Genomic DNA, 21,155 nt, shown 5'->3' with positions numbered 1-21,155 from the left:
ATGACCTGTCGATGCTCGGGAAGGGGCCAATTAGACCATCCTCATGGCATGGGTTCGCAACCCAGGCGGCGCCGCGGTGCAAAGAAATTCGGCCGCGGCGGCGGAAACCGTTAGGCTATGCACCGTTTTGTCGATTTTTCGAGGTAGTGCCCCCGTGTTTGCCCAATTCGCCCTGCATGAACGCCTGCTGAAAGCCGTGGCCGAGCTTAATTTCGTCGAGCCCACCCCGGTGCAGGCGGCAGCGATTCCGCCGGCGCTGGAGGGCAAGGACCTGCGGGTGATCGCCCAGACCGGCAGCGGCAAGACCGCCGCCTTCGTCCTGCCGTTGCTCAATCGCCTGCTCGGTGACGGCAACTCGCAGCAGCGCCTGAGCATCCGCGCGCTGATCCTGCTGCCGACCCGCGAGCTGGCCCAGCAGACCCTCAAGGAAGTCGAGCGCTTCGCCCAGTTCACCTTCCTCAAGGCCGGCCTGGTCACCGGCGGCGAGGACTTCAAGGTGCAGGCGGCGAACATGCGCAAGATCGACATCCTGATCGGCACCCCGGGCCGTCTGATCGAGCACGCCAACGCCGGCAACCTGCCGCTGAACGAGGTCGAGGTGCTGGTGTTCGACGAGGCCGACCGCATGCTCGACATGGGCTTTGCCGAGGACGCCCAGCGCCTGGCCGAAGCCTGCGGGCCGCACCAGACCCTGCTGTTTTCCGCCACCACCGGCGGCAACGGCCTGCGCGAGATGGTCGCCAAGGTGCTCAAGGCACCGCAGCACCTGATGCTCAACAGCGTCAGCCAGCTCAACGAGGGCACCCGTCAGCAGATCGTCACCGCCGACCACAATTACCACAAGGAGCAGCTGGTCGACTGGCTGCTGGCCAACGAGAGCTACGACAAGGCCATCGTCTTCACCAACACCCGGGTGCAGGCCGACCGCCTTTACGGCAAGCTGGTGGCGGCCGGGGTCAAGGCCTTCGTGCTGCACGGCGAGAAGGACCAGAAGGATCGCAAGCTGGCCATCGAGCGCCTGCGCCAGGGCGCGGTCAAGGTCCTGGTGGCCACCGACGTGGCCGCCCGCGGCCTGGACGTCGAGGGTCTGGACCTGGTGATCAACTTCGACATGCCGCGCTCCGGCGACGAGTACGTGCACCGCATCGGCCGTACCGGCCGCGCCGGTGGCGAAGGCCTGGCGGTATCGCTGATCTGCCACGGCGACTGGAACCTGATGTCGAGCATCGAGCGCTACCTCAAACAGCGTTTCGAGCGCCGCACCATCAAGGAACTCAAGGGCGTCTACCAGGGCCCGAAGAACCTCAAGGCCTCGGGCAAGGCCGCCGGCAGCAAGAAGAAAAAGACCGACAAGGACGCCAAGAAGGCCGCGCCCAAGCGCAAGACCGGCCCGCGCCCGGCCGGCAAACCCTCGGCGCTGGTCAGCGAGGACGGCCTGGCGCCGCTCAAGCGCAAGAAGCCGGCGGCGGAGTGATCGAACCGGCTGACTGACCCGTAGCCCGGATGAAATCCGGGCTACGTTGCTCTGGCGGTCGCGGCTAAAGCCCCTCTCGCAGGGTAATGCTGCTCACTTAATCGTCGGCCGGACGCGATCAGTCCCCTCTGGGGGGAGGGTTAGGGCGGGCCGCGTTCGGAGAGGGGGAAACCGGCAGTTTCGCGGTGTTTTCGACCCTCCCCCCAACCCCTCTCCCATAAATGGGAGAGGGGAGCAGAACGCGCGCATCCTTAAGTGAACAGCATCACCTCCCACAGGGGCTCGTCAATCCACCCCGACGAAGCCGCCGGTCTGGTGCTGCCACAGGCGCGCGTACAGGCCGCCGCGGGCGACCAGTTCGGCGTGGCTGCCGCTCTCGACGATGCGGCCCTGGTCGATCACCACCAGGCGGTCCATGCGCGCGATGGTCGACAGGCGGTGGGCGATGGCGATCACCGTCTTGCCCTGCATCAGCTCGTCCAGGCTGTCCTGGATCGCCGCCTCGACTTCCGAATCCAGCGCCGAGGTGGCTTCGTCCAGCACCAGGATCGGCGCGTCCTTGAGCAGCACCCGGGCGATGGCGATGCGCTGGCGTTGGCCGCCGGACAGCTTGACCCCGCGTTCGCCGACCTGGGCGTCCATGCCGTAGCCGCCCTGGCCGTCGTCCAGCAGCGGGATGAAGGCGTCGGCGCGGGCCTTGCGCGCCGCCTCCAGCAACTGCGCCTCGCTGGCGTCCGGGCGGCCGTAGCGCAGGTTGTCGCGGATCGAGCGGTGCAGCAGGGCGGTGTCCTGGGTGACCATGCCGATCTGCGCGCGCAGGCTCTCCTGGCTCACCGCGGCGATGTCCTGGCCATCGACCAGGATGCGTCCGCTCTCCAGGTCGTACAGGCGCAGCAGCAGGTTGACCAGGGTCGACTTGCCGGCGCCGGACGGCCCGACCAGGCCGATCTTCTCGCCCGCGCGCACGTTCAGGCTGAGCCCGGCGATCACCCCGCCGGCCTTGCCGTAGTGGAAGTGGATGTCCTCGAAACGCACCTCGCCGCGCTCCACGCGTAGCGGCTGGGCGTCCTCGCGGTCGAGCACCTGGCGCGGCTGGACGATGGTGCGCATGCCGTCCTGCACCGTGCCGACGTTCTCGAAGATGCCGTTGACCACCCACATCACCCACTCGGCCATGTTGTTGATGCGCAGCACCAGGCCCAGCGCCAGGGCGATGGCGCCGGTGCTGATCGACCCCAGGCTCCACAGCCACAGCGCCAGGGCGCCGGTGGCGACGATCAGCACGCCGTTGAGGCTGGTGATGCTGACGTCGAGCAGGGTCACGGTGCGGGTCTGCTGGTGCACCCTGTCCAGCAGCTCCTGCATGGCCTCGCGGGCGTAGCTTTCTTCCTCGCGGGTGTGGGCGAACAGCTTGAGCGTCGTGACGTTGCTGTAGCCGTCCACCACCCGGCCCATGACCTTCGAGCGCGCCGCCGAGGCGGCGGCCGAGCGCTGCTGGATGCGCGGCACGAAATACCAGAGCAGCAGGCAGTAGCCGACGATCCAGGCCAGCAGCGGCAGGATCAGGCGCAGGTCCGCGGCGGCGAACAGGTACAGCGCGCTGCCGGCGTAGACCACCACGAACCACAGCGCGTCGACCAGCTGCATGGCCGACTCGCGCAGGCTCGGCCCGGTCTGCATGATGCGCTGGGCGATACGCCCGGCGAAGTCGTTCTGGAAGAAGCTCAGGCTCTGCTTGAGCACGTAGCGGTGGTTCTGCCAGCGGATCAGGTTGGTCAGCCCCGGATTGACCGCCTGGTTGGCCAGCAGGTCGTGCAGGCCGAACACCAGCGGGCGCAGGATCAGCGCCACCAGCAGCATCCACAGCAGCTCGCCGCGGTACTGCTGGAAGAACTCGGCGCTCGGCGTGCGCTGCGCCATGTCGATCAGGCGGCCGAGGAACTCGAACAGCGCCACCTCGATCACCGCGGCGAAGAAGCCCATTACCAGCAGGGCCAGCATCAGCGGCCAGACCTGGCGCAGGTAGTGCAGGTAGAAGCGCACCAGCCCGGCGGGCGGCTGCACGTCCGGGCTGGCTTGGAAGGCGTCGATCAGCGACTCGAAACGGCGGAACAGCATCTCAGGCATCCTGCCTCGGGGAGTGGATGCCGATGTTAGCGCGAGCGCGTCTCGCTTAGCAGGGGTTTCTCCAGCTCGCCGGCCCAGGCCAGCAGCGGCACCTGCAGATCCGGTTGCCAGATGCGCCGCAGCAGGAGCTTGAGGTGCGTCGGGTCGCCGCGCTCGAAGGGCAGGCGGTCGATGTGTCGGTGCACCCGCCACTGGCCGTCCTGCAGGCGGGCGAAGTCGAAGCGGAAGGGGTGGAAGCCGGTCATGCCCAGGCGCAGGTCGGTGACGATCAGGCGATCGCCGATCTGGTCGTAGCGCAGCACGCCGTCGGTGAACCAGGCCAGGCGCTGGTGCGCGGGCGAGTCGAGCAACTGCTCGCGCAGCTGCGTGCCGCGCGGCAGGCGTTGCAGCTGCGGCGGTGCGTCGTCGAACCAGCCGACCAGCGCCTCGTGATAGTGCTCGCCGTCCAGCACTATGACTCGCCACAGCAGGCTGTTGAGCGGCGTCGGGGTGACGAACAGCTGCTCGGCGACGATGCCCTGGCGCGCCAGCTCGGCCTCCACGCGCTGCTCGGCCATGTATTTGCCGGCCAGGCTGAAGCCGATATAGAGCGTGGACAGCGCCAGGGCCACGGCCGGCACCCGCCAGGCCTGTTCGCGCAGCCCGCCGAGCAGGCCGAGCGCTACGGCGACTATCAACGGCAGGGTAAACAGCGGGTCGATGATAAACAGGCTGGACCAGGCGGTGGGAATCGGCATCAGCGGCCAGAACAGCTGGGTGCCGTAGCTGGTCAGGGCGTCCAGCAGCGGATGGGTGATCAGCACCAGCCAGAGGGTGAGCAGCAGGCGATTGGCCGAATAGCCGGGATGCGGCCGGAAGCGCCGGGCCAGCCAGGCCAGCAGCAGGGCCAGGGCGCTGAGGACGAACAGCGAATGGCTGAAGCCGCGGTGGTAGGTCATGTCCGCCACGGCGTCGCCGTAGTCGATGACCACGTCGAGATCCGGCAGGGTGCCGAGCATGGCGCCGTACAGCAGCGCCTTGCGCCCCTGCCAGCGGCCGAGCAGGGCGCCCTGGATGCTGGCGCCGAGTACGGCTTGGGTGATCGAATCCATCAATTGAGCTCGCGTGAGGGCAGGTCGCTACGTTAGCCGAGGCCGTGGCCGAATGCCGCGGAGAAATTTCAAGCAAAGGTTACAGCGTCAGCGGCTATCCTGGCGGCCTGAGTCTCGCGGATCCACGCCATGCTGATCGTCTCCAACGCCGTCCACCTGCCGCTCGAGGAAATCGAGCTGAGCGCCATTCGTGCCCAGGGCGCCGGCGGGCAGAACGTCAACAAGGTGTCCAGCGCCGTGCACCTGCGCTTCGACAGCCAGGCCTCGTCCTTGCCGCCGTTCTACAAGGAGCGCCTGCTGGCGCTCGCCGACAGCCGTATCACCGCGGAGGGCGTGGTGATCATCAAGGCGCAGCAGTACCGCACCCAGGAGCAGAACCGCATGGACGCCCTCGAGCGCCTGGCCGAGCTGATTCGCAGCGCCGGCAAGACCGAGAAGAAGCGCCGCCCGACCAAGCCGACCCTGGGCTCGAAACAGCGCCGCCTGGACGGCAAGAGCAAGCGTGGGGCGATCAAGGCCGGGCGTGGCAGGGTAGATTTCTAGCGGAGTCAGGTGCCACGGCGGGTAACGGCTTTACGTAGGGTGCGCCGTGCGCACCTTAACGGGCGACGCCGCTCTCCTTGGTGCGCACGACCTGGGCTGCCCCGCGTCACCCTACCCGCGCGCCGCCAGATAGGCCTGGTAGTCGGGAATGCGGTACTCGTGCTGCTGCTCCAGCAGGGCGCTGCTGAGCAGATAGTCGGCGCTGCTCTCGTTGCACGCCACCGGGATGTTCCACACCGCGGCGACCCGCAGCAGCGCCTTGATGTCCGGGTCGTGCGGCTGCGGCTCGAAGGGGTCCCAGAAGAACACCAGGATGTCCACGCGCTGCTCGGCGATGCGCGCGCCGAGTTGCTGGTCGCCGCCCAGCGGGCCGCTGATCATGCTTTCCACCGGCAGCCCCAGGCGCTTGCTCAGCAGCAGGCCGGTGGTGCCGGTGGCGAGCAACTGGTGCTTGGCCAGCCGTTCGCGCTGGCGCTCGCACCAGTCGAGCAGGAAACCCTTGCAGTGGTCGTGGGCCACCAGGGCGATGCGTTTGCGCGCCGGCAGGCTGGCGCTGGTGAAGCTGATACGGCTCATCGACATTCCTCGCTCACATCAGGCGCGACAGGGCCAGGCAGTTGTCCAGCATGCGGTTGGAGAAGCCCCATTCGTTGTCGTACCAGGCCATCACCTTGAGCAGCTTGCCGCTGGCCTTGGTGTGGTTGGCGTCGAAGATCGACGACAGCGGGTTATGGTTGAAGTCGCAGGACACCAGCGGCAGGGTGTTGTAGCCCAGCACCGGCGACTGCTCGCTGGCGGCCTTGAGCAGGGCGTTGACTTCCTCGGCGCTGGTCTCGCGCTTGAGCTGCAGGGTCAGGTCGACCAGCGACACGTTGATCACCGGCACCCGCACGGCCATGCCGGTGAGCTTGCCGGCCAGCTCCGGCAGCACCAGGCCGACCGCCTCGGCGGCGCCGGTCTTGGTCGGGATCATCGACTGGGTGGCCGAGCGCGCGCGGTAGGGGTCGCTGTGGTAGACGTCGGAGAGGTTCTGGTCGTTGGTGTAGGCGTGGATGGTGGTCATCAGCCCCTGCTCGATGCCCAGCTCGCGATGCAGCACCTGCGCCACCGGTGCCAGGCAGTTGGTGGTGCAGGAGGCGTTGGAGAGGATCTGCATGGCCGGCGTCAGCACGCCTTCGTTGACCCCGTAGACCAGGGTGGCGTCGGCGCCCTTGGCCGGCGCCGAGATCAGCACCTTGCGCGCACCGGCGGTCAGGTGGGCGGCGGCCTTGTCGCGGTCGGTGAACAGCCCGGTGCATTCGAACACCACGTCGACCTGGTGGGCCTTCCAGGGCAGTTCGGCCGGGTTGCGGATGGCGCTGACGGCGATGCGGTCGCCGTTGACCCACAGGCTCTCGCCGTCGGCCACCACCTCGCCGGCGAACGGGCCGTGTACGCTGTCGTGGCGCAGCAGGTGGGCATTCATGGCGCTGTCGCCGAGATCGTTGATCGCCACCACCTGCAAATGCTGGCGATAATCCTGGGTATAGAGTGCGCGCAGTACGTTGCGGCCGATGCGGCCAAAACCATTGATGGCGATTCGCAGGGTCATGGTGAGGGTTCTCGTAATTTTGTTGTTGGAATTACAAGATTATTCGCATGGGACTAGAAATCAAGCCTTTTGAGTGGCAGTATTTTGTTAAAACTACAAACAGACGCTAGCTGCTAGCCTGGAGAACCCCATGCATCCCCGCGTTGTTGAAGTCACCGACCGCCTGATCGAGCGCAGCCGCGCCACCCGCCAGCGTTACCTGGCGATGATCCGCGCGGCTGCCAGCGAAGGGCCGCAGCGCGGCAAGCTGCAGTGCGCCAATTTCGCCCATGGCGTGGCCGGTTGCAGCGGCCACGACAAGCAGACCCTGCGCCTGATGGACGCGGCCAACGTGGCCATAGTTTCTGCTTATAACGACATGCTCTCGGCGCACCAGCCCTACGAGCAGTTCCCCGAACAGATTAAGCAGGCCCTGCGCGAGCTCGGCTCGGTGGGCCAGTTCGCCGGCGGCGTGCCGGCCATGTGCGACGGCGTCACCCAGGGCGAGCCGGGCATGGAGCTGGGCATCGCCAGCCGCGAGGTGATCGCCATGTCCACCGCCGTGGCGCTGTCGCACAACATGTTCGATGCCGCGCTGTACCTGGGCGTGTGCGACAAGATCGTCCCCGGCCTGCTGATGGGCGCGTTGCGCTTCGGCCATCTGCCGTCGCTGTTCGTCCCGGCCGGGCCCATGACCTCGGGCCTGTCCAACAAGGAAAAGGCCGACGTGCGCCAGCGCTACGCCGAGGGCAAGGCCAGCCGCGACGAGCTGCTGGCGGCGGAGATGGCCGCCTACCACGGCCCGGGCACCTGCACCTTCTACGGCACCGCCAACACCAACCAGCTGCTGATGGAGGTGATGGGCCTGCACCTGCCGGGCGCCTCCTTCATCAACCCCGGCACGCCGTTGCGCGAGGCGCTGACCCGCGAGGCGGCGCGCCAGGTCACCCGCCTGACCAGGCAGAGCGGCCAGTTCATGCCCATCGGCGAGATCGTCGACGAGCGCTGCCTGGTCAATTCCATCGTCGCCCTGCACGCCACCGGCGGTTCGACCAACCACACCTTGCATATGCCGGCCATCGCCCGCGCCGCCGGCATCCTGCTGACCTGGCAGGACATGGCCGAGCTCTCCGAGGTGGTGCCGACCCTGGCCCACGTCTATCCCAACGGCAAGGCCGACATCAACCACTTCCAGGCCGCCGGCGGCATGGCCCTGCTGATTCGCGAGCTGCTCGACGCCGGCCTGCTGCACGAAGAGGTCAACACCGTGGCCGGCCGCGGCCTGTCGCGCTATACCCGCGAGCCCTTCCTCGACGACGGCCAGTTGGTCTGGCGCGACGGCCCCGGCAAGAGCCTGGAGGAGAGCGTGCTGCGCCCGGTGGCGCGGCCGTTCTCGCCGGAGGGCGGCCTGCGCCTGATGCAGGGCAACCTCGGCCGCGGGGTGATGAAGGTCTCCGCGGTGGCCCCCGAGCATCAGCTGGTGGAAGCGCCGGCGCTGGTGTTCGAGGATCAGCTGGAACTGGTCGAGGCGTTCAAGGCCGGCCAGCTGGAACGCGATTTCGTCGCCGTGGTGCGCTTTCAGGGCCCGCGCAGCAACGGCATGCCCGAGCTGCACAAGATGACCCCCTATCTCGGCGTGCTGCAGGACCGCGGCTTCAAGGTGGCGCTGGTCACCGACGGGCGCATGTCCGGCGCCTCGGGCAAGATCCCGGCGGCCATCCATGTCTGCCCCGAGGCTTTCGACGGCGGCCCGCTGGCGCGGGTGCGCGACGGCGACATCATTCGCCTCGACGGCCACAGCGGCGATCTGCTGCTGAAGGTCGATGCGGCCGAGCTGGCGGCGCGCGAACTGGCCGCCACGCCGGCGCCGGCAGCGGGCTGCGGGCGCGAGCTGTTCGCCTTTATGCGGCACAACTTCAGCACGGCCGAGCAGGGCGCCAGCGCCTTCACCGCCAGCCTGGAGTCGCTGACGTGAAGCTGGCGCTGGTAGGCGATATCGGCGGCACCAACGCGCGCTTCGCCCTGTGGCGCGACGAGCAGCTCGATAGCGTGCGGGTGCTGGCTACAGCTGACTACCCAACTCCCGAAGCGGCGATCCTGGCCTATCTGCAAGGCCTGGAGCTGCCGCTGGGCGCGGTGGACTCGGTGTGCCTGGCCTGCGCCGGGCCGGTCGGCGGCGACGAATTCCGCTTCACCAACAATCACTGGCGCCTCAGCCGCAGCGCCTTCTGCCGCGACTTGCAGGTGCGCGAGCTGCTGCTGATCAACGACTTCTCCGCCATGGCCCTGGGCATGACCCGCCTGCGCGAGGACGAGCGCCGGCCGATCTGCCCCGGCCAGGCGCAGGCCGACCGTCCCTGCGTGGTGATCGGCCCCGGCACCGGCCTCGGCGTCGGCACCCTGCTGGCCACGGCCGGCGGCGGCTGGCAGGCGCTGCCGGGGGAGGGCGGGCACGTCGACCTGCCGATCGCCACGCCGCGCGAGGCCGAGCTGTGGCAGCTGATGTATCGCCAGCTCGGCCATGTGCGCGCCGAGGACGTGCTCAGCGGCGGCGGCCTGCTGCTGCTGTACCGGGCGCTGTGTCAGCTGGACGGCGCCGAGCCGCGTTTGGCCTCGCCGGCCGAGGTGACGGCGGCGGCGCTGGCCGGCGATGCGCTGGCCGGCGCGGTGATCGAGCAGTTCAGCGTCTGGCTCGGTCGCGCCGCCGGCAACCTGGTGCTCAGCCTCGGCGCGCGCGGCGGGGTCTATGTGGTCGGCGGCGTGGTGCCGCGTTTCGCCGAGCTGTTTCTGGCCAGCGGCTTCGCCGCGGCGCTGCGCGACAAGGGCTGCATGAACCAGTATTTCGACGGCATCCCGGCCTGGCTGGTGACCGCCGAATACCCCGGCCTGATGGGGGCTGGCGTGGCGCTGCAGCAGGCGATGGCGTAGGGTGCGCCGTGCGCACCGCTTCTGCGATCTGGTGCGCACGGCGCACCCTACGACAATAAGGACGGCGGACCATGAGCCAGCCCGGAAAATCCATTCTCCTGGTCGATGACGACGCGGAGATTCGCGACCTGCTGCAGACCTACCTGAGCCGCGCCGGCTTCGCCGTGCGCGCCGCCTGCGACGGCGCCGGCTTTCGCCAGGCGCTGTGCGCCGAGCCGGCCGACCTGGTGATTCTCGACGTGATGCTGCCCGACGAGGACGGCTTCAGCCTGTGCCGCTGGGTGCGCGAGCACCAGCGCTTTGCCCTGGTGCCGATCATCATGCTCACCGCCAGCTCCGACGAGGCCGACCGGGTGATCGGCCTGGAGCTGGGCGCCGACGACTACCTGGGCAAGCCGTTCAGCCCGCGCGAGCTGCAGGCGCGGATCAAGGCGCTGCTGCGTCGCGCGCAGTTCAGTCAGGTGGCGGGCGGCGAGGTGCTGGCCTTCGACCAGTGGCGCCTGGACATGGTCAGCCACCGCCTGTTCCACGCCGACGGCGAGGAGGTGATCCTCTCCGGCGCCGACTTCGCCCTGCTCAAGCTGTTTCTCGATCACCCGCAGCAGATCCTCGACCGCGACACCATCGGCAACGCCACCCGCGGCCGCGAGGTGATGCCGCTCGAGCGCATCGTCGACATGGCGGTCAGCCGCCTGCGCCAGCGCCTGCGCGACACCGACAAGCCGCCGCGGCTGATCCGCACCGTGCGCGGCAGCGGCTACCTGCTGGCGGCCCAGGTGACGGCGCAGCATGGCTAGCTGGCGGCGCTGGTTGCCGGTGCCGCGCTCGCTGCTCGGGCGCATGCTGCTGCTGACCCTGCTGGTGGTGCTGCTGGCGCAGGCGCTGTCCAGTTTCATCTGGGTCTCGCAGTTGCGCGCCAGCCAGATGGAGGGCCTGCTCACCAGTGCGCGCAGCCTGGCGCAGTCGATGGCCGCCAGCGTCAGCTACTTCCGCTCGCTGCCGATCGGCTACCGGCCGCTGGTGCTCGATCAGTTGCGCAACATGGGCGGCACGCGCTTCTTCGTCTCGCTCAACGACAAGCCACTGCAGATGCAGGTGCTGCCGCCGACGCCGCGCAAGCGCGCGGTGCTCGAGGCGGTCGAGGCCACTTTGCGCGAACGCCTGGGCAGCGGCCTGGACATTTCCCTGCAGTTCGTCGGCCCGGAGGACCTGCGCATCTTCAACAGCGGCCTGAAGCTCGACGAGCTGCCGCGTTCCTGGGCGCACTACGCGCTGAGCCTGGAGCCGCTGAATCCGCCGGTGCTGGTGACGCAGATCCGCATCGCCGAGGGCGAATGGCTGTACCTGGCGTCCTTGCTGCCCGAGCCCTATGTCGGCCTGGAGCAGCAGGGCCTGCCGGCGCAGCAGCTGTGGTTCATCATTCTCACCAGCAGTTTTTTGCTGCTGTTCATCGGCCTTCTGGTGCACTGGCAGAGCCGTCCGCTCAAACGCCTGGCGCGGGCGGCGCGGGAAATGTCGCTGGGCAGCGAAGTCGAGCCGCTGGCCGAGGCCGGCGGCAGCGAGGTGGTCGAGGTCAGCCGCGCCTTCAACGCCATGCGCGAGCGCATCGGCCGTTACCTCAACGAGCGCAGCCAGCTGTTCAGCGCCATCTCCCACGATTTGCGCACGCCGATCACCCGCCTGCGCCTGCGCGTCGAGCTGCTCGATGACGAGGCGCTGCAGGCCAAGTTCGGCCGCGACCTGGACGAGCTGGAGATGCTGGTCAAGGGCGCGCTGCAGTGCGTCAAGGACACCGACATCCACGAGAACATCGAGCCGGTCGACCTCAATCACCTGTTGCACGGGGTGGTCGAGCCCTACCTGGGTAACGGTCGGGTGACGGTCGAAGGCAGGGCGCTGGCGCCTTATCCGGGCAAGCCGCTGGCGCTCAAGCGCTGCATCGGCAACCTGGTGGACAACGCGCTGAAGTACGGCGAGCGCGCCCACCTGCAGATCGAGGACGACGGCCAGGCCTTCGTCCTGCATGTCGACGACGAAGGTCCGGGGGTGCCGGAACAGCGCCTGGAGCAGGTGTTCGAGCCGCATTTCCGCCTGGCCGGCCAGCAGCAGGGTTACGGCCTGGGCCTGGGCATCGCGCGCAATATCGCCCACAGCCATGGCGGCGAACTGAGCCTGCGCAACCTGCGCGAGGGCGGCCTGCGGGTGACCCTGAGCCTGCCCAGGTAGGTTGGGGAGCCCCTGGCTCCGTAGGGTGCGCTGCGCGCACCAATATTCGGGTGGCGCTGCGCTTCAGTAGCGAAACTTCTGCGGGCGACTGAAGCAACAGACGCCGCGGCTCAGATCCCCTGGGGAATTTCTTCGCCGCCGAGGGCGCTGAACAGCTCGGGGAGGAACTCCACCAGGGTCATCATCATCAGGGTGAAGCTGGCGTCTTGCTGGGCCAGGGCATCTTCGCCGCCGTCCTGCTCGGCCTGCTCCTGGAGGATGTCCTCGAAGCGCAGGCGCTTGATCACCAGCTTGTCGTCGAGCACGAACGACAGCTTGTCCTGCCAGGCCAGCGACAGCTGGGTGACCTGCTTGCCGGTGGACAGGTGCAGCTGGATTTCCTCGCTGGTCAGGTCCTGGCGCTTGCAGCGCACTACGCCGCCGTCCTCGTGGGTGTCGCGCAGCTCGCACTCGTCGAGCACGTAGAAGCCCTCGGCGGCCTTCTGCGTCTTCAGCCAGTCGGTGAGGGTGGCGGTCGGCGCGATCTTCACCGACAGCGGGCGCACCGGCAGCGAACCCATGGCCTCGCGCAGGGTGGAGAGCAGGTCTTCGGCTTTCTTGGCGCTGGCGCTGTCGACCAGGATCAGGCCCTGCTTCGGCGCGATGGCGGCGAAGGTGCCGGACTTGCGGATAAAGGCGCGCGGCAGGAAGGCCTGGACGATCTCGTCCTTAATCTGGTCGCGCTCCTTCTTGTACACCTTGCGCATCTGGCTGTTCTCGATCTCGTCGACCTTCTCCTTCAGCGCGTCGCGCACCACCGAGCCGGGCAGGATGCGCTCTTCCTTGCGCGTGCCGATCAGCAGGAAGTCGCCGCTGACATGCACCAGCGGCGCGTCGGCGCCCTTGCCGAAGGGCGCGCTGAAACCGTAGGTGGTCAGCTCCTGGCTGGCGCAGGGGCGCGCCGGCTTGCTCGCCAGCGCGGTTTCCAGCGCCTCGGCGTCGAAGGGGATGTCCTGGGTGAGGCGGTAGACCAGCAGGTTACGAAACCACATGAGCGGGTGACTCTCCATTGGCGTGATGGTCGCGGGGCGGCGCTCGGGCAGCAGGTGGCGCGCCGCGACGGGAAGGGGGCGGGGGTGGTCGCGAGATCGCGGCCTGGCCGCCAGCGCAAAGCGCGCATTATTCTCCCCTCGCGGGCTCAGGCCAACCCTGGCATCGGGCCAGCGGGAAAATTCCCGGGCCTCGCCTAAGTTCTTGCTGGAGCGATAGAATTTTTTTGCATCGGGGCTTGCCAAGGTGCCGGTCGCTCTCTAGAATGCGCCCCACTTCGAGAGTGAAGGGTGATTAGCTCAGCCGGGAGAGCATCTGCCTTACAAGCAGAGGGTCGGCGGTTCGATCCCGTCATCACCCACCAATCTCGCAGTTACGCGCAGCGGTAGTTCAGTCGGTTAGAATACCGGCCTGTCACGCCGGGGGTCGCGGGTTCGAGTCCCGTCCGCTGCGCCATTCTTCTCCTCGCTCCATCCCCTCCTGTGACGCCTCTTCGGCATTCGCCGAAAATCTCAGAAAATTCCTTTGTTTGCTTGAACTTATGCGCAGTGCTCGGCTCCTATGCCGTAGCCAGTGATCGCGGCGGACTGCTAAGCTCGCGCTTTCACACGACGGCCTTTGGGCGCATCTACAAGGAACAAGCATGAAACAGCATCGTTTGGCGGCGGCGGTTGCCCTGGTGGGCCTGGTGCTCGCCGGTTGCGATTCGCAAACCAGCGAAGTCGAACTCAAGACCCCGGCGCAGAAAGCCTCCTATGGCATCGGCCTGAACATGGGCCGCAGCCTGTCCGAGGAAGGCATGGACGATCTGGACTCTCACGCCGTCGCTCAGGGCATCGAGGATGCGCTGGCGAAGAAAGAGCCGCGCATCAAGGACGAGGACATGATCGAGGCCTTCTCCTTCCTGCAGACCCGTGCCGAAGAGCGCATGGCGGCGCTGAACAAGGAAGCGGCCGAAGCCGGCAAGAAGTTCCTCGAGGAAAATGGCAAGCGCGAAGGCGTGGTCACCACCGAATCCGGCCTGCAGTACGAAGTGGTGAAGAAGACCGACGGCGCCCAGCCCAAGGCAACCGACGTGGTGACCGTGCACTACGAAGGCAAGCTGACCGACGGCAGCGTGTTCGACAGCTCGGTCGCGCGCGGCAGCCCCATCGACCTGCCGGTGGGCGGGGTGATTCCGGGCTGGGTCGAAGGCCTGCAGCTGATGCACGTCGGCGAGAAGTACAAGCTGTACATCCCCAGCGAACTGGCCTACGGCGAGCAGAGCCCGTCGCCGGCGATCCCGGCCAACTCGGTGTTGGTGTTCGACCTGGAGCTGATCGGCATCAAGGAACAGGCTGCCGCGGAGTAACACCCGGCAGTTCGACGCAACGCCCCGTCTCGACGGGGCGTTGCCGTTTTTGACGGTCGAGAAAGCGACCAACGGGGCTTGTGCGCGGCCGCAGGTGTTACGCTTATGCACATTATGGGAAACGTTCCCAACAAGGCTCCGTTACACCGGCAGGCTCGCTAAGTCAATTTTCAAGTGATTGATTTTATTGGTTTTTGTGCGCTGGACAAAAAATGCCCGATCTGTCCGCAGGCCGCATGCCGCGGGGCTTTGATAAGCTTGTCGAACGTCTGTTAACAGCTTTATCCACAGCTTCGGTGGATAAGCCGAGCCAGCCCAGGCGGCGCCTGGGTTACGAGGAGGGCCGATGAAAACTCCGTGGAAACTGGCGCGTTACCTGCCCATCGCGGCGCGTTTCCTGCGCGAGGGGCGCCTGCCGGAACTGCTCCGCGCCCTGGGCGACAAGCGCACGCCGCAGGGTGCCCGCTTCGCCGGGCTGCGCGAGGATCTGCGTCTGTTGCGTGCGCTGTGCCTGGCCTGGCTGAAGGGCGATTACCGGCAGATCAGCAGCCAGGCGCTGCTGATGGTGGTGGCCGCCTTGCTGTACTTCCTCTCCCCGCTGGACGCCATACCCGATTGGCTGGTGGGGCTGGGTTTCATCGACGATCTGGCCGTGCTGGCCTGGGTGCTGCGTACCTGGCGCGGCGAGCTGGACGCCTTCAAGGCCTGGCGGGCGGCGCAGACGCCCGAGCAGTTGGCGCTTATCGAGCGCTTGCCGCCTGCGCCGCCGGCGAGTCCGCAGCGCTCCTGAGCGCCTCCTCCAGCCATTGCGCGATCCGCCCCTGGTCGCGCAGCTCCAGCAGCAGCGCGTCCAGGCGTTCGGCCGCCACCGGCAGGTGCGGCCCGTAGGCGCAATGCACCTGATAGCGCTGCACCACCCAGGGGCTGAAAGCCAGGCGCAGTTGCGGGTGCTGGGCGAGCTTGTAGGCCAGGTTGCGGCGCATGTCGATCACCGCGTCCAGGCGCTGCTTGTCGAGCATCTGCAGGCTGGTGTCGAGGTCGCGCACGTCCTGACGCAGGATGCGCTGGTCGGCGAAGGCTGTCATCAGCGGCGCGCTGTAGACATAACCGAGGCTGGTGCCGAGCACCTTGCCGTCGAGGCTTTGCAGGCTGGTCAGCGGCGGCCGGTCGCGGTGCTGCAGCAGCACGTCTTCCTCCTCATACAGCGGCGGCGACCAGTGATAGCGCTGCGGCTCGCCGACCCACTCGGGGTTGGCGTTGCAGATCAGGTGCAGGCGGCCCTGCTGCAGGTAGGTTTCCAGGCGGTTGTTCGGCGTTTCGATGAACTCCACCGGCAGATCCAGGCGCAGCGCCAGTTCCAGGCCGAGGCGGTGGGCCAGGCCGCGCTGCAGGCGCTGCTGCTCCACGCCGACATAGGGCATGGCGTCGGCCGGGCCATAACCCCAGCGCAGGCTGTCGGCGCTGCAGGGCAGCACCAGCAGGCCGCAAAGCAAAGCGTAGAGTCTGCGCAAAAGAAACTCCCCCGCCCAGCGGGCTCTAATGCCAAAGCAGTATAGATCACGCCCCTGGCGGCGGCCGCCTGTTAAGATGGCCGCTCGCAAGGAAGGTGCCGAGGTCGTCGGTGCTGCTTTCCAACGGCGCTGTTTTTTAATGGAGAGCTTCATGACAGTGCAAATCATTGCCCGCGACGGCGAGCCGGAGTACGCCGTGCTGCCCTGGGCCGACTATCAGGCGCTGCTGCTGGCGGCCGGGCGTCAGGGCGGCGCCGAGCCGGTTCAGGCGGTCGGGCCGAGCCAGGGGGCGCGGCCGGCGCTGGCGCAGTTGCAGGCCCTGCGCGAAGCCAAGGGCCTGAGCGCCGAGGCGCTGGCGCGCAGCGTGGGCATCAGCCCGCATTACCTGGCCATGATCGAGCGCGGCGAGCGTCAGCCCGACGCCGCCATCCTGCGCGCGCTGGCCTGGGCGCTGGAACTGGAGGGTTGGTCTTGAGCGTACGCATCAGCCGCCAGCACTGGCAGGCCCTGCTCGACGAGCTGGACGACGCCCGCCGCCAGCGCCACCTGCTGACCTACCGGGCGCTGATCGAGCGCCTGGAGCTGCCTACGCCGGCCATGCAGACCCTCACCGCCGCGCTGGAGCATCTGGCCGCGCTGGATGCCCGCGCCGAGCGCCCGCTGCGCAGCGCCCTGGTGATCAGCCAGGGCGCCAGTCGCCTGCCGCGTACCGGTTTCTTCGACTGCGTGACCCGTTTGGGCCGCTTCAGCGGCGCCCCCGACGGCGTCGCCGCGGCCTCCTGGCATGCCGCCGAAGTGGTGCGGGTGTTCGAGTTCGATTATCCCGCGGATGTCTAGGCTGCTCTGGCGGTTGCGTGCAGGCCTCGGCTACTGGCTGGCCCGGCGCCTGTTCCATTGGCCCTGGCTGCTGCGCCAGCCGCGGGCCTGGCAGTGGCTGCAGGGGCAGTACGCGCGCCAGGCCATGCTGGGCGACGTGCCGGCGCAAAGCTTCTACGGGCATATCCTGCTGTTTCGTGGTCAGGGCCTCGGCGCGCGCGAGGAGGGGCTACGCCTGCTGCGCCTGGCGGCCGAAGGCGGCGACGGCAAGGCCGCTTACCAGTTGGGCGTGCAGGCGCTGCAGGGCGATGCCCGCCAGGCTCCGGACGCTCGGGCCGCGGCCCACTGGTGGGCGTTGGCGGTCGCCGCCGGCCATCCGCTGGCCGCCGCTCGTCTGCACCGCCTGTACCGCGACGGTGCGCCCGGCCTGGCGGCCGACCCTGAGCTGGCCGCGCACTATGCCGCGCCCGGCGAGGCGAGCGACTCAGGCCGATAGCCGCTCGAGGATATGCAGGCTGTAGCCCGGCACCGCCTTGGCCTGGCGCTTGGCCTCCGAGGCCAGTTCGGCCAGCTGCGCCGCGTCCAGCTCCGGGCAATCCTCGGCCTGCAGGCGTACCACGCCGATGGAGAGCGACAGCAGGGCGAATTCCTGGCGCTGGCCCTGGCGGTTGCGCGCGCTGAAGCAGCCGGCCTGCAGGTGTTCTTCGCGGTAGAAGCGTCGGCACTGGCTCTGGAAATCTTCGATCAGGCGGCCGAGCCGGTCGCGCCAGTCGGCCGAGCCGAGCACCAGGAGGAAGTCGTCGCCGCCGATATGGCCGACGAAGTCGCGCGCCGGGTCGACCCGCTCGTTCAGGCACTGCGCCAGACACAGCAGCACCTCGTCGCCCTTGGCGTAACCGTAGAGGTCGTTGAACGGCTTGAAGCTGTCGATGTCGACGTAGCAGATCGCCGCCGTGCGCCCCTGTTGCAGCAGGCGGGTCAGGCACTGCTGGATCGGCACGTTGCCCGGCAGCAGGGTCAGCGGGTTGGCGTGGCGCGCCTGCTGCAGCTTCTGTTCGGTGATCAGCTTGAGCACGTCGATCACCCGGCCCAGGCCGAGGTAGCGGCCGTTCTGGGTGATGATGAAGTCTTCCTCGATGCGCTGGCGGGCGCGGCTGGTGAGCAGGCGGCTGACCTTCTGCAGCGATTGCGCCAGTTCCACGGCGAGAAAGTCCTGGCTCATCAGCCGGCTGATCGGCTTGCGCGCGAACAGGTCGGTGGCGAAGGGCTTGAGCAGCGCTTCGGAGAGCGAATGGCGATGGACGATACCGACCGGTTGGCGCTGTGCGTCGAGCACTGCCAGCGAGTTGAGGTTGGCCTGGGCGCGAAAGGCTTCCAGCACCTCGGCGATGGCGGTGTGCTGGTCGACCGCCGGCTGTTCGTTGAGCAGTGCGCCGAGGTCGCGACCTTCCTCGCCCAGGCCGACCTGGCCGCCCTGCAGGCGCGGCAGCAGCTGGCGGGCTTCGCGCGGCGGCTTTTCCTGCGGGCGGCTGAGCAGGTAGCCCTGCACCAGGTCGACGCCCATCTCGGCCAGCACCGCCAGTTCCTCGGCCAGCTCGATGCCTTCGGCGATCACCTGGGCGCGCGAGGCCTCGGCCATCTTCAGGATCGAGCCGACGAACTCGCGCTTGACCGTGTCCAGGTGGATGCCGTCGATGAAGTGGCGGTCGATCTTCACGTAGTCCGGGCGCAGCTCCGACCACAGGCGCAGGCTGGAGTAGCCGGCGCCGAGGTCGTCGAGGGCGATGGAAAAGCCCATGGCGCGGTAGTGGTGCAGGGCGTTGTCGAGCAGGGCGAAGTCTTCGGTGGGCGACTGTTCGGTGAGTTCGATCACCACCTGGCTCGGCGGAATGCCGAAGGCCTGCAGCAGCTTGAGGGTGCGCCCCGGCTGGTGGCTGGGATCGAGCAGGGATTCCGGCGAGACGTTGAGAAACAGCTTGCCCTCCAGGCCCTGGGCGCTGAAGCGTTGGCAGGCGCTCTTGCGGCAGGCCATCTCCAGTTCGCTCAGGCGGCCGGCGTGGCGGGCCACGGCGAACAGCGTCAGCGGCGAGTGCAGCGGGCTGTTGGAGGGGCCGCGGGTCAGCGCCTCGTAGCCGAGGATGCGCTGCTCGGACAGCGAGACGATGGGCTGGAACAGGCTGTTGAGGTCGCCGTGAGCGAGGATGATCCCCAGTGCGCTCAACTGCTCGGTGACGGTCATGATGGTCTCGATCTGGCGAAAAAACGAAAGGGCCGGTTTTGGGCCGGCCCTCGCATTTCACGACAGTTCGATGACGCTTTGATGACGTTAGATGATTTGCTCTCAGTGCAATGCGAGTGACGGGTTGAGTCCCAGATAGTCGAGCAGGATGCGTCCGGATTCGGCCAGGTAGGCGTCGTCCTCCGGGGTGCTCTTGTCGTCTTCCAGCGGCAGGGCGTCCTCGTCTTCCTTCTGCAGTTCCTTGAGCGGTTCCTCGCCCTTGGCCTGGCGACGGTTGTTCTCCAGCTTCAGCTGCTTGGCCTCGACCTCGGCCTGGCGTGCACGACGGGTGTGCTCGTTGAGGCTGACGCGGGTCTCGGCCATCAGCTGCTTGGCCAGGGTCAGGCGGTCGCGGGTGAAGACGAAGTCCGGGTCGTTGGCGGTGCGCCGGTCATGCCGGGTGGTCAGCTCGGCGAGGAAGGGCTTGATCGGATCCAACTCGGGTTTGATCGCCGGACGGATGCTGTCCCACGGCAAGGCGGCGGGCAGGGCGCTCTCGCCGATGTCCTTGGTGTCCATCACGTCCGGGTAGAGGATGTCGGGGATCACCCCCTGGTGCTGGGTGCTCTGTCCGGAGACGCGGTAGAACTTGGCCAGGGTCAGTTTCAGTTCGCCGTGATTGAGCGGCTGGATGGTCTGCACCGTGCCCTTGCCGAAGGTCTGGCCACCGAGGATCAGCGCGCGGTGGTAGTCCTGCATGGCGCCGGCGAAGATTTCCGATGCCGAGGCGGACAGGCGGTTGACCAGCACCGCCAGCGGGCCGGTGTAGTAGCTGCCGGTGTTCTCGTCGGCGAGCACGTCGACGCGGCCGTCGGCGTTGCGCACCAGCACGGTGGGGCCCTGTTCGATGAACAGGCCGGTCAGTTCGGTGGCTTCCTGCAGCGAGCCGCCGCCGTTGTTGCGCAGGTCGATGACCACGCCGTCGACCTTCTCCGCCTTCAGCTCGCTGAGCAGGCGTTTGACGTCGCGGGTGGTGCTCTTGTAGTTCGGGTCGCCGGCGCGGAAGGCCTTGAAGTCTAGGTAGAAGGCCGGGATCTCGATGACCCCGAGCTTGTAGTTGCGCCCTTCGTGGGCCAGTTCGAGGACCTTCTTCTTCGCCGCCTGCTCCTCGAGCTTGACCGCCTCGCGAGTGATGGTGACCACCTTGCTGGTCTGGTCGCTGGGCGCGTTGCTCGCCGGGATCACCTCCAGGCGCACGGTGGAGCCCTTCGGTCCGCGGATCAGCTTGACCACCTCGTCCAGGCGCCAGCCGATCACGTCGACCATCTCGCCGTTGCCCTGGGCGACGCCGACTATCTTGTCCGCCGGAGCGATCTGCTTGCTCTTCTCCGCCGGGCCGGCCGGCACCAGGCGCACCACCTTGACGTGCTCGTTGTCGCTCTGCAACACCGCGCCGATGCCTTCCAGCGACAGGCTCATGTTGATGTCGAAGTTTTCCGCGTTGTCCGGCGACAGGTAGGTGGTGTGCGGGTCGTAGGTGGTGGCGAAGGCATTGATATAGGCCTGGAACACGTCCTCGCCGCGGGTCTGCTTGAGTCGCGCCAACTGGTTGTTGTAGCGCTTGGTCAGCAGTTCCTGGATGTCCTTGCCGTCCTTGCCGGCGATCTTCAGACGCAGCACCTCGTCCTTGACCCGCTTGCGCCACAGCTCGTCGAGCTCGGCGCGGTTCGCCGCCCAGGGCGCCTTCTCGCGGTCCACTTCGAGGCTCTCGTCGACGCCGAAGTCGATCTTGTCGACGCCCTTGGCCAGCTCGGCCAGGGCGAATTCCAGGCGCTCCTGCAGGCGCACCAGGTGGCGGCGGTAGATGGCGAAGCCAGGTTCGAGGTCGCCGCTTTTCAGCAGGTCGTCGAACTTGTTGCGCCACTGGTTGAACTCGGCGATATCGGCGGCGGTGAAGTAGCTGCGCGCCGGGTCGAGCAACTTCAGGTAGTTGTCGTAGATCTGCAGCGAACGCTCGTCGTTCAGCGGCGGCTTGTTGTAGTGGTGGCGCCTGAGCAGTTCCACCACGTTGAGGCTAGCAATCACCTGCTCGCGATCCGGCTGCAGGTAGTCCCAGTCGGCGGCGCTGGTGGTCTTGGCCGCCAGCGGCAGGGCACTGAGGCCGAGGACGAGGGCGAGGGCGGTGCTTGCGAGAGAGCGCTTCATGCTGATTCGACGTAGTGGCAGGTGATAACGCATATTAGGCCGTAATTGAGGGCGCCAGGTTCCGTT

19 protein-coding genes and 2 tRNA genes are annotated in these 21,155 nt (G+C 67.6%); 13 read left to right on the top strand and 8 right to left on the bottom strand.

The window, feature by feature from the left end:
* The first annotated feature begins 154 nt into the window (after window positions 1-154).
* On the top strand, window positions 155-1,474 hold the full coding sequence (locus tag ACIGKL_RS05420; protein WP_397485669.1) for a DEAD/DEAH box helicase: 1,320 nt from the start codon (window positions 155-157) through the stop codon (window positions 1,472-1,474).
* A 285-nt stretch (window positions 1,475-1,759) separates the two neighbouring features.
* Here the strand turns inward: ACIGKL_RS05420 and ACIGKL_RS05415 are convergent, their stop codons facing one another.
* Both ACIGKL_RS05415 and ACIGKL_RS05410 read right to left on the bottom strand, forming a co-directional pair.
* On the bottom strand, window positions 1,760-3,592 hold the full coding sequence (locus ACIGKL_RS05415; protein WP_397485668.1) for an ABC transporter ATP-binding protein: 1,833 nt from the start codon (window positions 3,590-3,592) through the stop codon (window positions 1,760-1,762).
* 35 nt (window positions 3,593-3,627) lie between these two features.
* The gene (locus ACIGKL_RS05410; protein ID WP_397485667.1) at window positions 3,628-4,692 is read right to left on the bottom strand and encodes a metal-dependent hydrolase; all 1,065 of its coding nucleotides are present in this window, start codon (window positions 4,690-4,692) and stop codon (window positions 3,628-3,630) included.
* A 129-nt stretch (window positions 4,693-4,821) separates the two neighbouring features.
* On the opposite strand from ACIGKL_RS05410, the gene arfB reads away from it, so the two are divergent.
* The gene (gene arfB, locus ACIGKL_RS05405; RefSeq protein ID WP_397485666.1) at window positions 4,822-5,235 is read left to right on the top strand and encodes an alternative ribosome rescue aminoacyl-tRNA hydrolase ArfB; all 414 of its coding nucleotides are present in this window, start codon (window positions 4,822-4,824) and stop codon (window positions 5,233-5,235) included.
* Window positions 5,236-5,346: 111 nt separating this feature from the next.
* On the opposite strand, the gene ACIGKL_RS05400 is transcribed toward arfB, so the two are convergent.
* Window positions 5,347-5,811 carry a methylglyoxal synthase gene (locus tag ACIGKL_RS05400; protein WP_397485665.1) on the bottom strand — a complete coding sequence of 155 codons (465 nt, stop codon included), beginning with the start codon at window positions 5,809-5,811 and terminating at the stop codon, window positions 5,347-5,349.
* 13 nt (window positions 5,812-5,824) lie between these two features.
* Window positions 5,825-6,826 carry a type I glyceraldehyde-3-phosphate dehydrogenase gene (gap, locus tag ACIGKL_RS05395; protein WP_397485664.1) on the bottom strand — a complete coding sequence of 334 codons (1,002 nt, stop codon included), beginning with the start codon at window positions 6,824-6,826 and terminating at the stop codon, window positions 5,825-5,827.
* Between the two features lie 130 nt (window positions 6,827-6,956).
* Here gap and edd point away from each other — a divergent pair, with 130 nt between their 5' ends.
* From edd to ACIGKL_RS05375, 4 genes are all read left to right on the top strand, one after another.
* A complete protein-coding gene (edd, locus tag ACIGKL_RS05390) occupies window positions 6,957-8,780 on the top strand; it encodes a phosphogluconate dehydratase (RefSeq protein ID WP_397485663.1) in 1,824 nt (607 codons plus the stop codon).
* Window positions 8,777-9,733, top strand: coding sequence for a glucokinase (locus ACIGKL_RS05385; protein ID WP_397485662.1), 957 nt, complete (start codon window positions 8,777-8,779; stop codon window positions 9,731-9,733). The genes edd and ACIGKL_RS05385 overlap by 4 nt, the downstream gene beginning before the upstream one ends.
* A gap of 71 nt (window positions 9,734-9,804) precedes the next feature.
* The gene (locus ACIGKL_RS05380; RefSeq protein WP_021443528.1) at window positions 9,805-10,530 is read left to right on the top strand and encodes a response regulator; all 726 of its coding nucleotides are present in this window, start codon (window positions 9,805-9,807) and stop codon (window positions 10,528-10,530) included.
* Window positions 10,531-10,549: 19 nt separating this feature from the next.
* On the top strand, window positions 10,550-11,959 hold the full coding sequence (locus ACIGKL_RS05375; protein WP_397486254.1) for an ATP-binding protein: 1,410 nt from the start codon (window positions 10,550-10,552) through the stop codon (window positions 11,957-11,959).
* A gap of 110 nt (window positions 11,960-12,069) precedes the next feature.
* Here ACIGKL_RS05375 and rdgC read toward each other — a convergent pair whose 3' ends face one another.
* Window positions 12,070-12,990 (bottom strand): recombination-associated protein RdgC, encoded by a 921-nt coding sequence (gene rdgC / locus ACIGKL_RS05370; protein WP_397485661.1) that lies wholly within the window; start codon window positions 12,988-12,990, stop codon window positions 12,070-12,072.
* Window positions 12,991-13,276: 286 nt separating this feature from the next.
* Between rdgC and ACIGKL_RS05365 the strand changes: the two genes are divergently transcribed.
* The 4 genes from ACIGKL_RS05365 to ACIGKL_RS05350 all read left to right on the top strand — a co-directional run bounded on the left by ACIGKL_RS05365 (window position 13,277) and on the right by ACIGKL_RS05350 (window position 15,129).
* Window positions 13,277-13,352: transfer RNA gene (locus ACIGKL_RS05365), tRNA-Val, on the top strand.
* Between the two features lie 15 nt (window positions 13,353-13,367).
* A tRNA-Asp gene (locus ACIGKL_RS05360) sits at window positions 13,368-13,444 on the top strand.
* 187 nt (window positions 13,445-13,631) lie between these two features.
* A complete protein-coding gene (locus ACIGKL_RS05355; RefSeq protein ID WP_397485660.1) occupies window positions 13,632-14,339 on the top strand; it encodes an FKBP-type peptidyl-prolyl cis-trans isomerase in 708 nt (235 codons plus the stop codon).
* 346 nt (window positions 14,340-14,685) lie between these two features.
* Window positions 14,686-15,129, top strand: a complete 444-nt coding sequence (locus ACIGKL_RS05350; protein WP_397485659.1) for a YkvA family protein — start codon at window positions 14,686-14,688, stop codon at window positions 15,127-15,129.
* Here the strand turns inward: ACIGKL_RS05350 and ACIGKL_RS05345 are convergent.
* On the bottom strand, window positions 15,080-15,850 hold the full coding sequence (locus ACIGKL_RS05345) for a substrate-binding periplasmic protein (protein WP_397485658.1): 771 nt from the start codon (window positions 15,848-15,850) through the stop codon (window positions 15,080-15,082). The two genes, ACIGKL_RS05350 and ACIGKL_RS05345, sit on opposite strands and share 50 nt — an antisense overlap.
* Before the next feature lie 151 nt (window positions 15,851-16,001).
* Between ACIGKL_RS05345 and ACIGKL_RS05340 the strand changes: the two genes are divergently transcribed.
* From ACIGKL_RS05340 to ACIGKL_RS05330, 3 genes are read left to right on the top strand one after another with little or no spacing between them, the layout of a single operon-like run.
* The gene (locus ACIGKL_RS05340) at window positions 16,002-16,325 is read left to right on the top strand and encodes a helix-turn-helix domain-containing protein (RefSeq protein ID WP_397485657.1); all 324 of its coding nucleotides are present in this window, start codon (window positions 16,002-16,004) and stop codon (window positions 16,323-16,325) included.
* A complete protein-coding gene (locus tag ACIGKL_RS05335) occupies window positions 16,322-16,687 on the top strand; it encodes a hypothetical protein (protein ID WP_122107526.1) in 366 nt (121 codons plus the stop codon). Before ACIGKL_RS05340 ends, ACIGKL_RS05335 begins: the two co-directional genes overlap by 4 nt.
* Entirely contained in the window at window positions 16,680-17,162 is a 483-nt protein-coding gene (locus tag ACIGKL_RS05330) for a sel1 repeat family protein (protein ID WP_397485656.1), read from the top strand. The genes ACIGKL_RS05335 and ACIGKL_RS05330 overlap by 8 nt, the downstream gene beginning before the upstream one ends.
* Here ACIGKL_RS05330 and ACIGKL_RS05325 read toward each other — a convergent pair.
* Window positions 17,151-18,905 carry a bifunctional diguanylate cyclase/phosphodiesterase gene (locus ACIGKL_RS05325; RefSeq protein WP_397485655.1) on the bottom strand — a complete coding sequence of 585 codons (1,755 nt, stop codon included), beginning with the start codon at window positions 18,903-18,905 and terminating at the stop codon, window positions 17,151-17,153. The two genes, ACIGKL_RS05330 and ACIGKL_RS05325, sit on opposite strands and share 12 nt — an antisense overlap.
* Before the next feature lie 102 nt (window positions 18,906-19,007).
* Window positions 19,008-21,089: a carboxy terminal-processing peptidase gene (locus ACIGKL_RS05320; RefSeq protein WP_397485654.1), complete on the bottom strand. Its 2,082-nt coding sequence runs from the start codon at window positions 21,087-21,089 to the stop codon at window positions 19,008-19,010.
* Window positions 21,090-21,155 lie beyond the last annotated feature (66 nt).

This window comes from Pseudomonas sp. NPDC077186 (assembly GCF_044543505.1).
Taxonomy (GTDB): Bacteria; Pseudomonadota; Gammaproteobacteria; order Pseudomonadales; family Pseudomonadaceae; genus Aquipseudomonas.
Note: the sequence above shows the minus strand (reverse complement) of the source record. Positions and strands in the feature narration are given on the sequence as shown.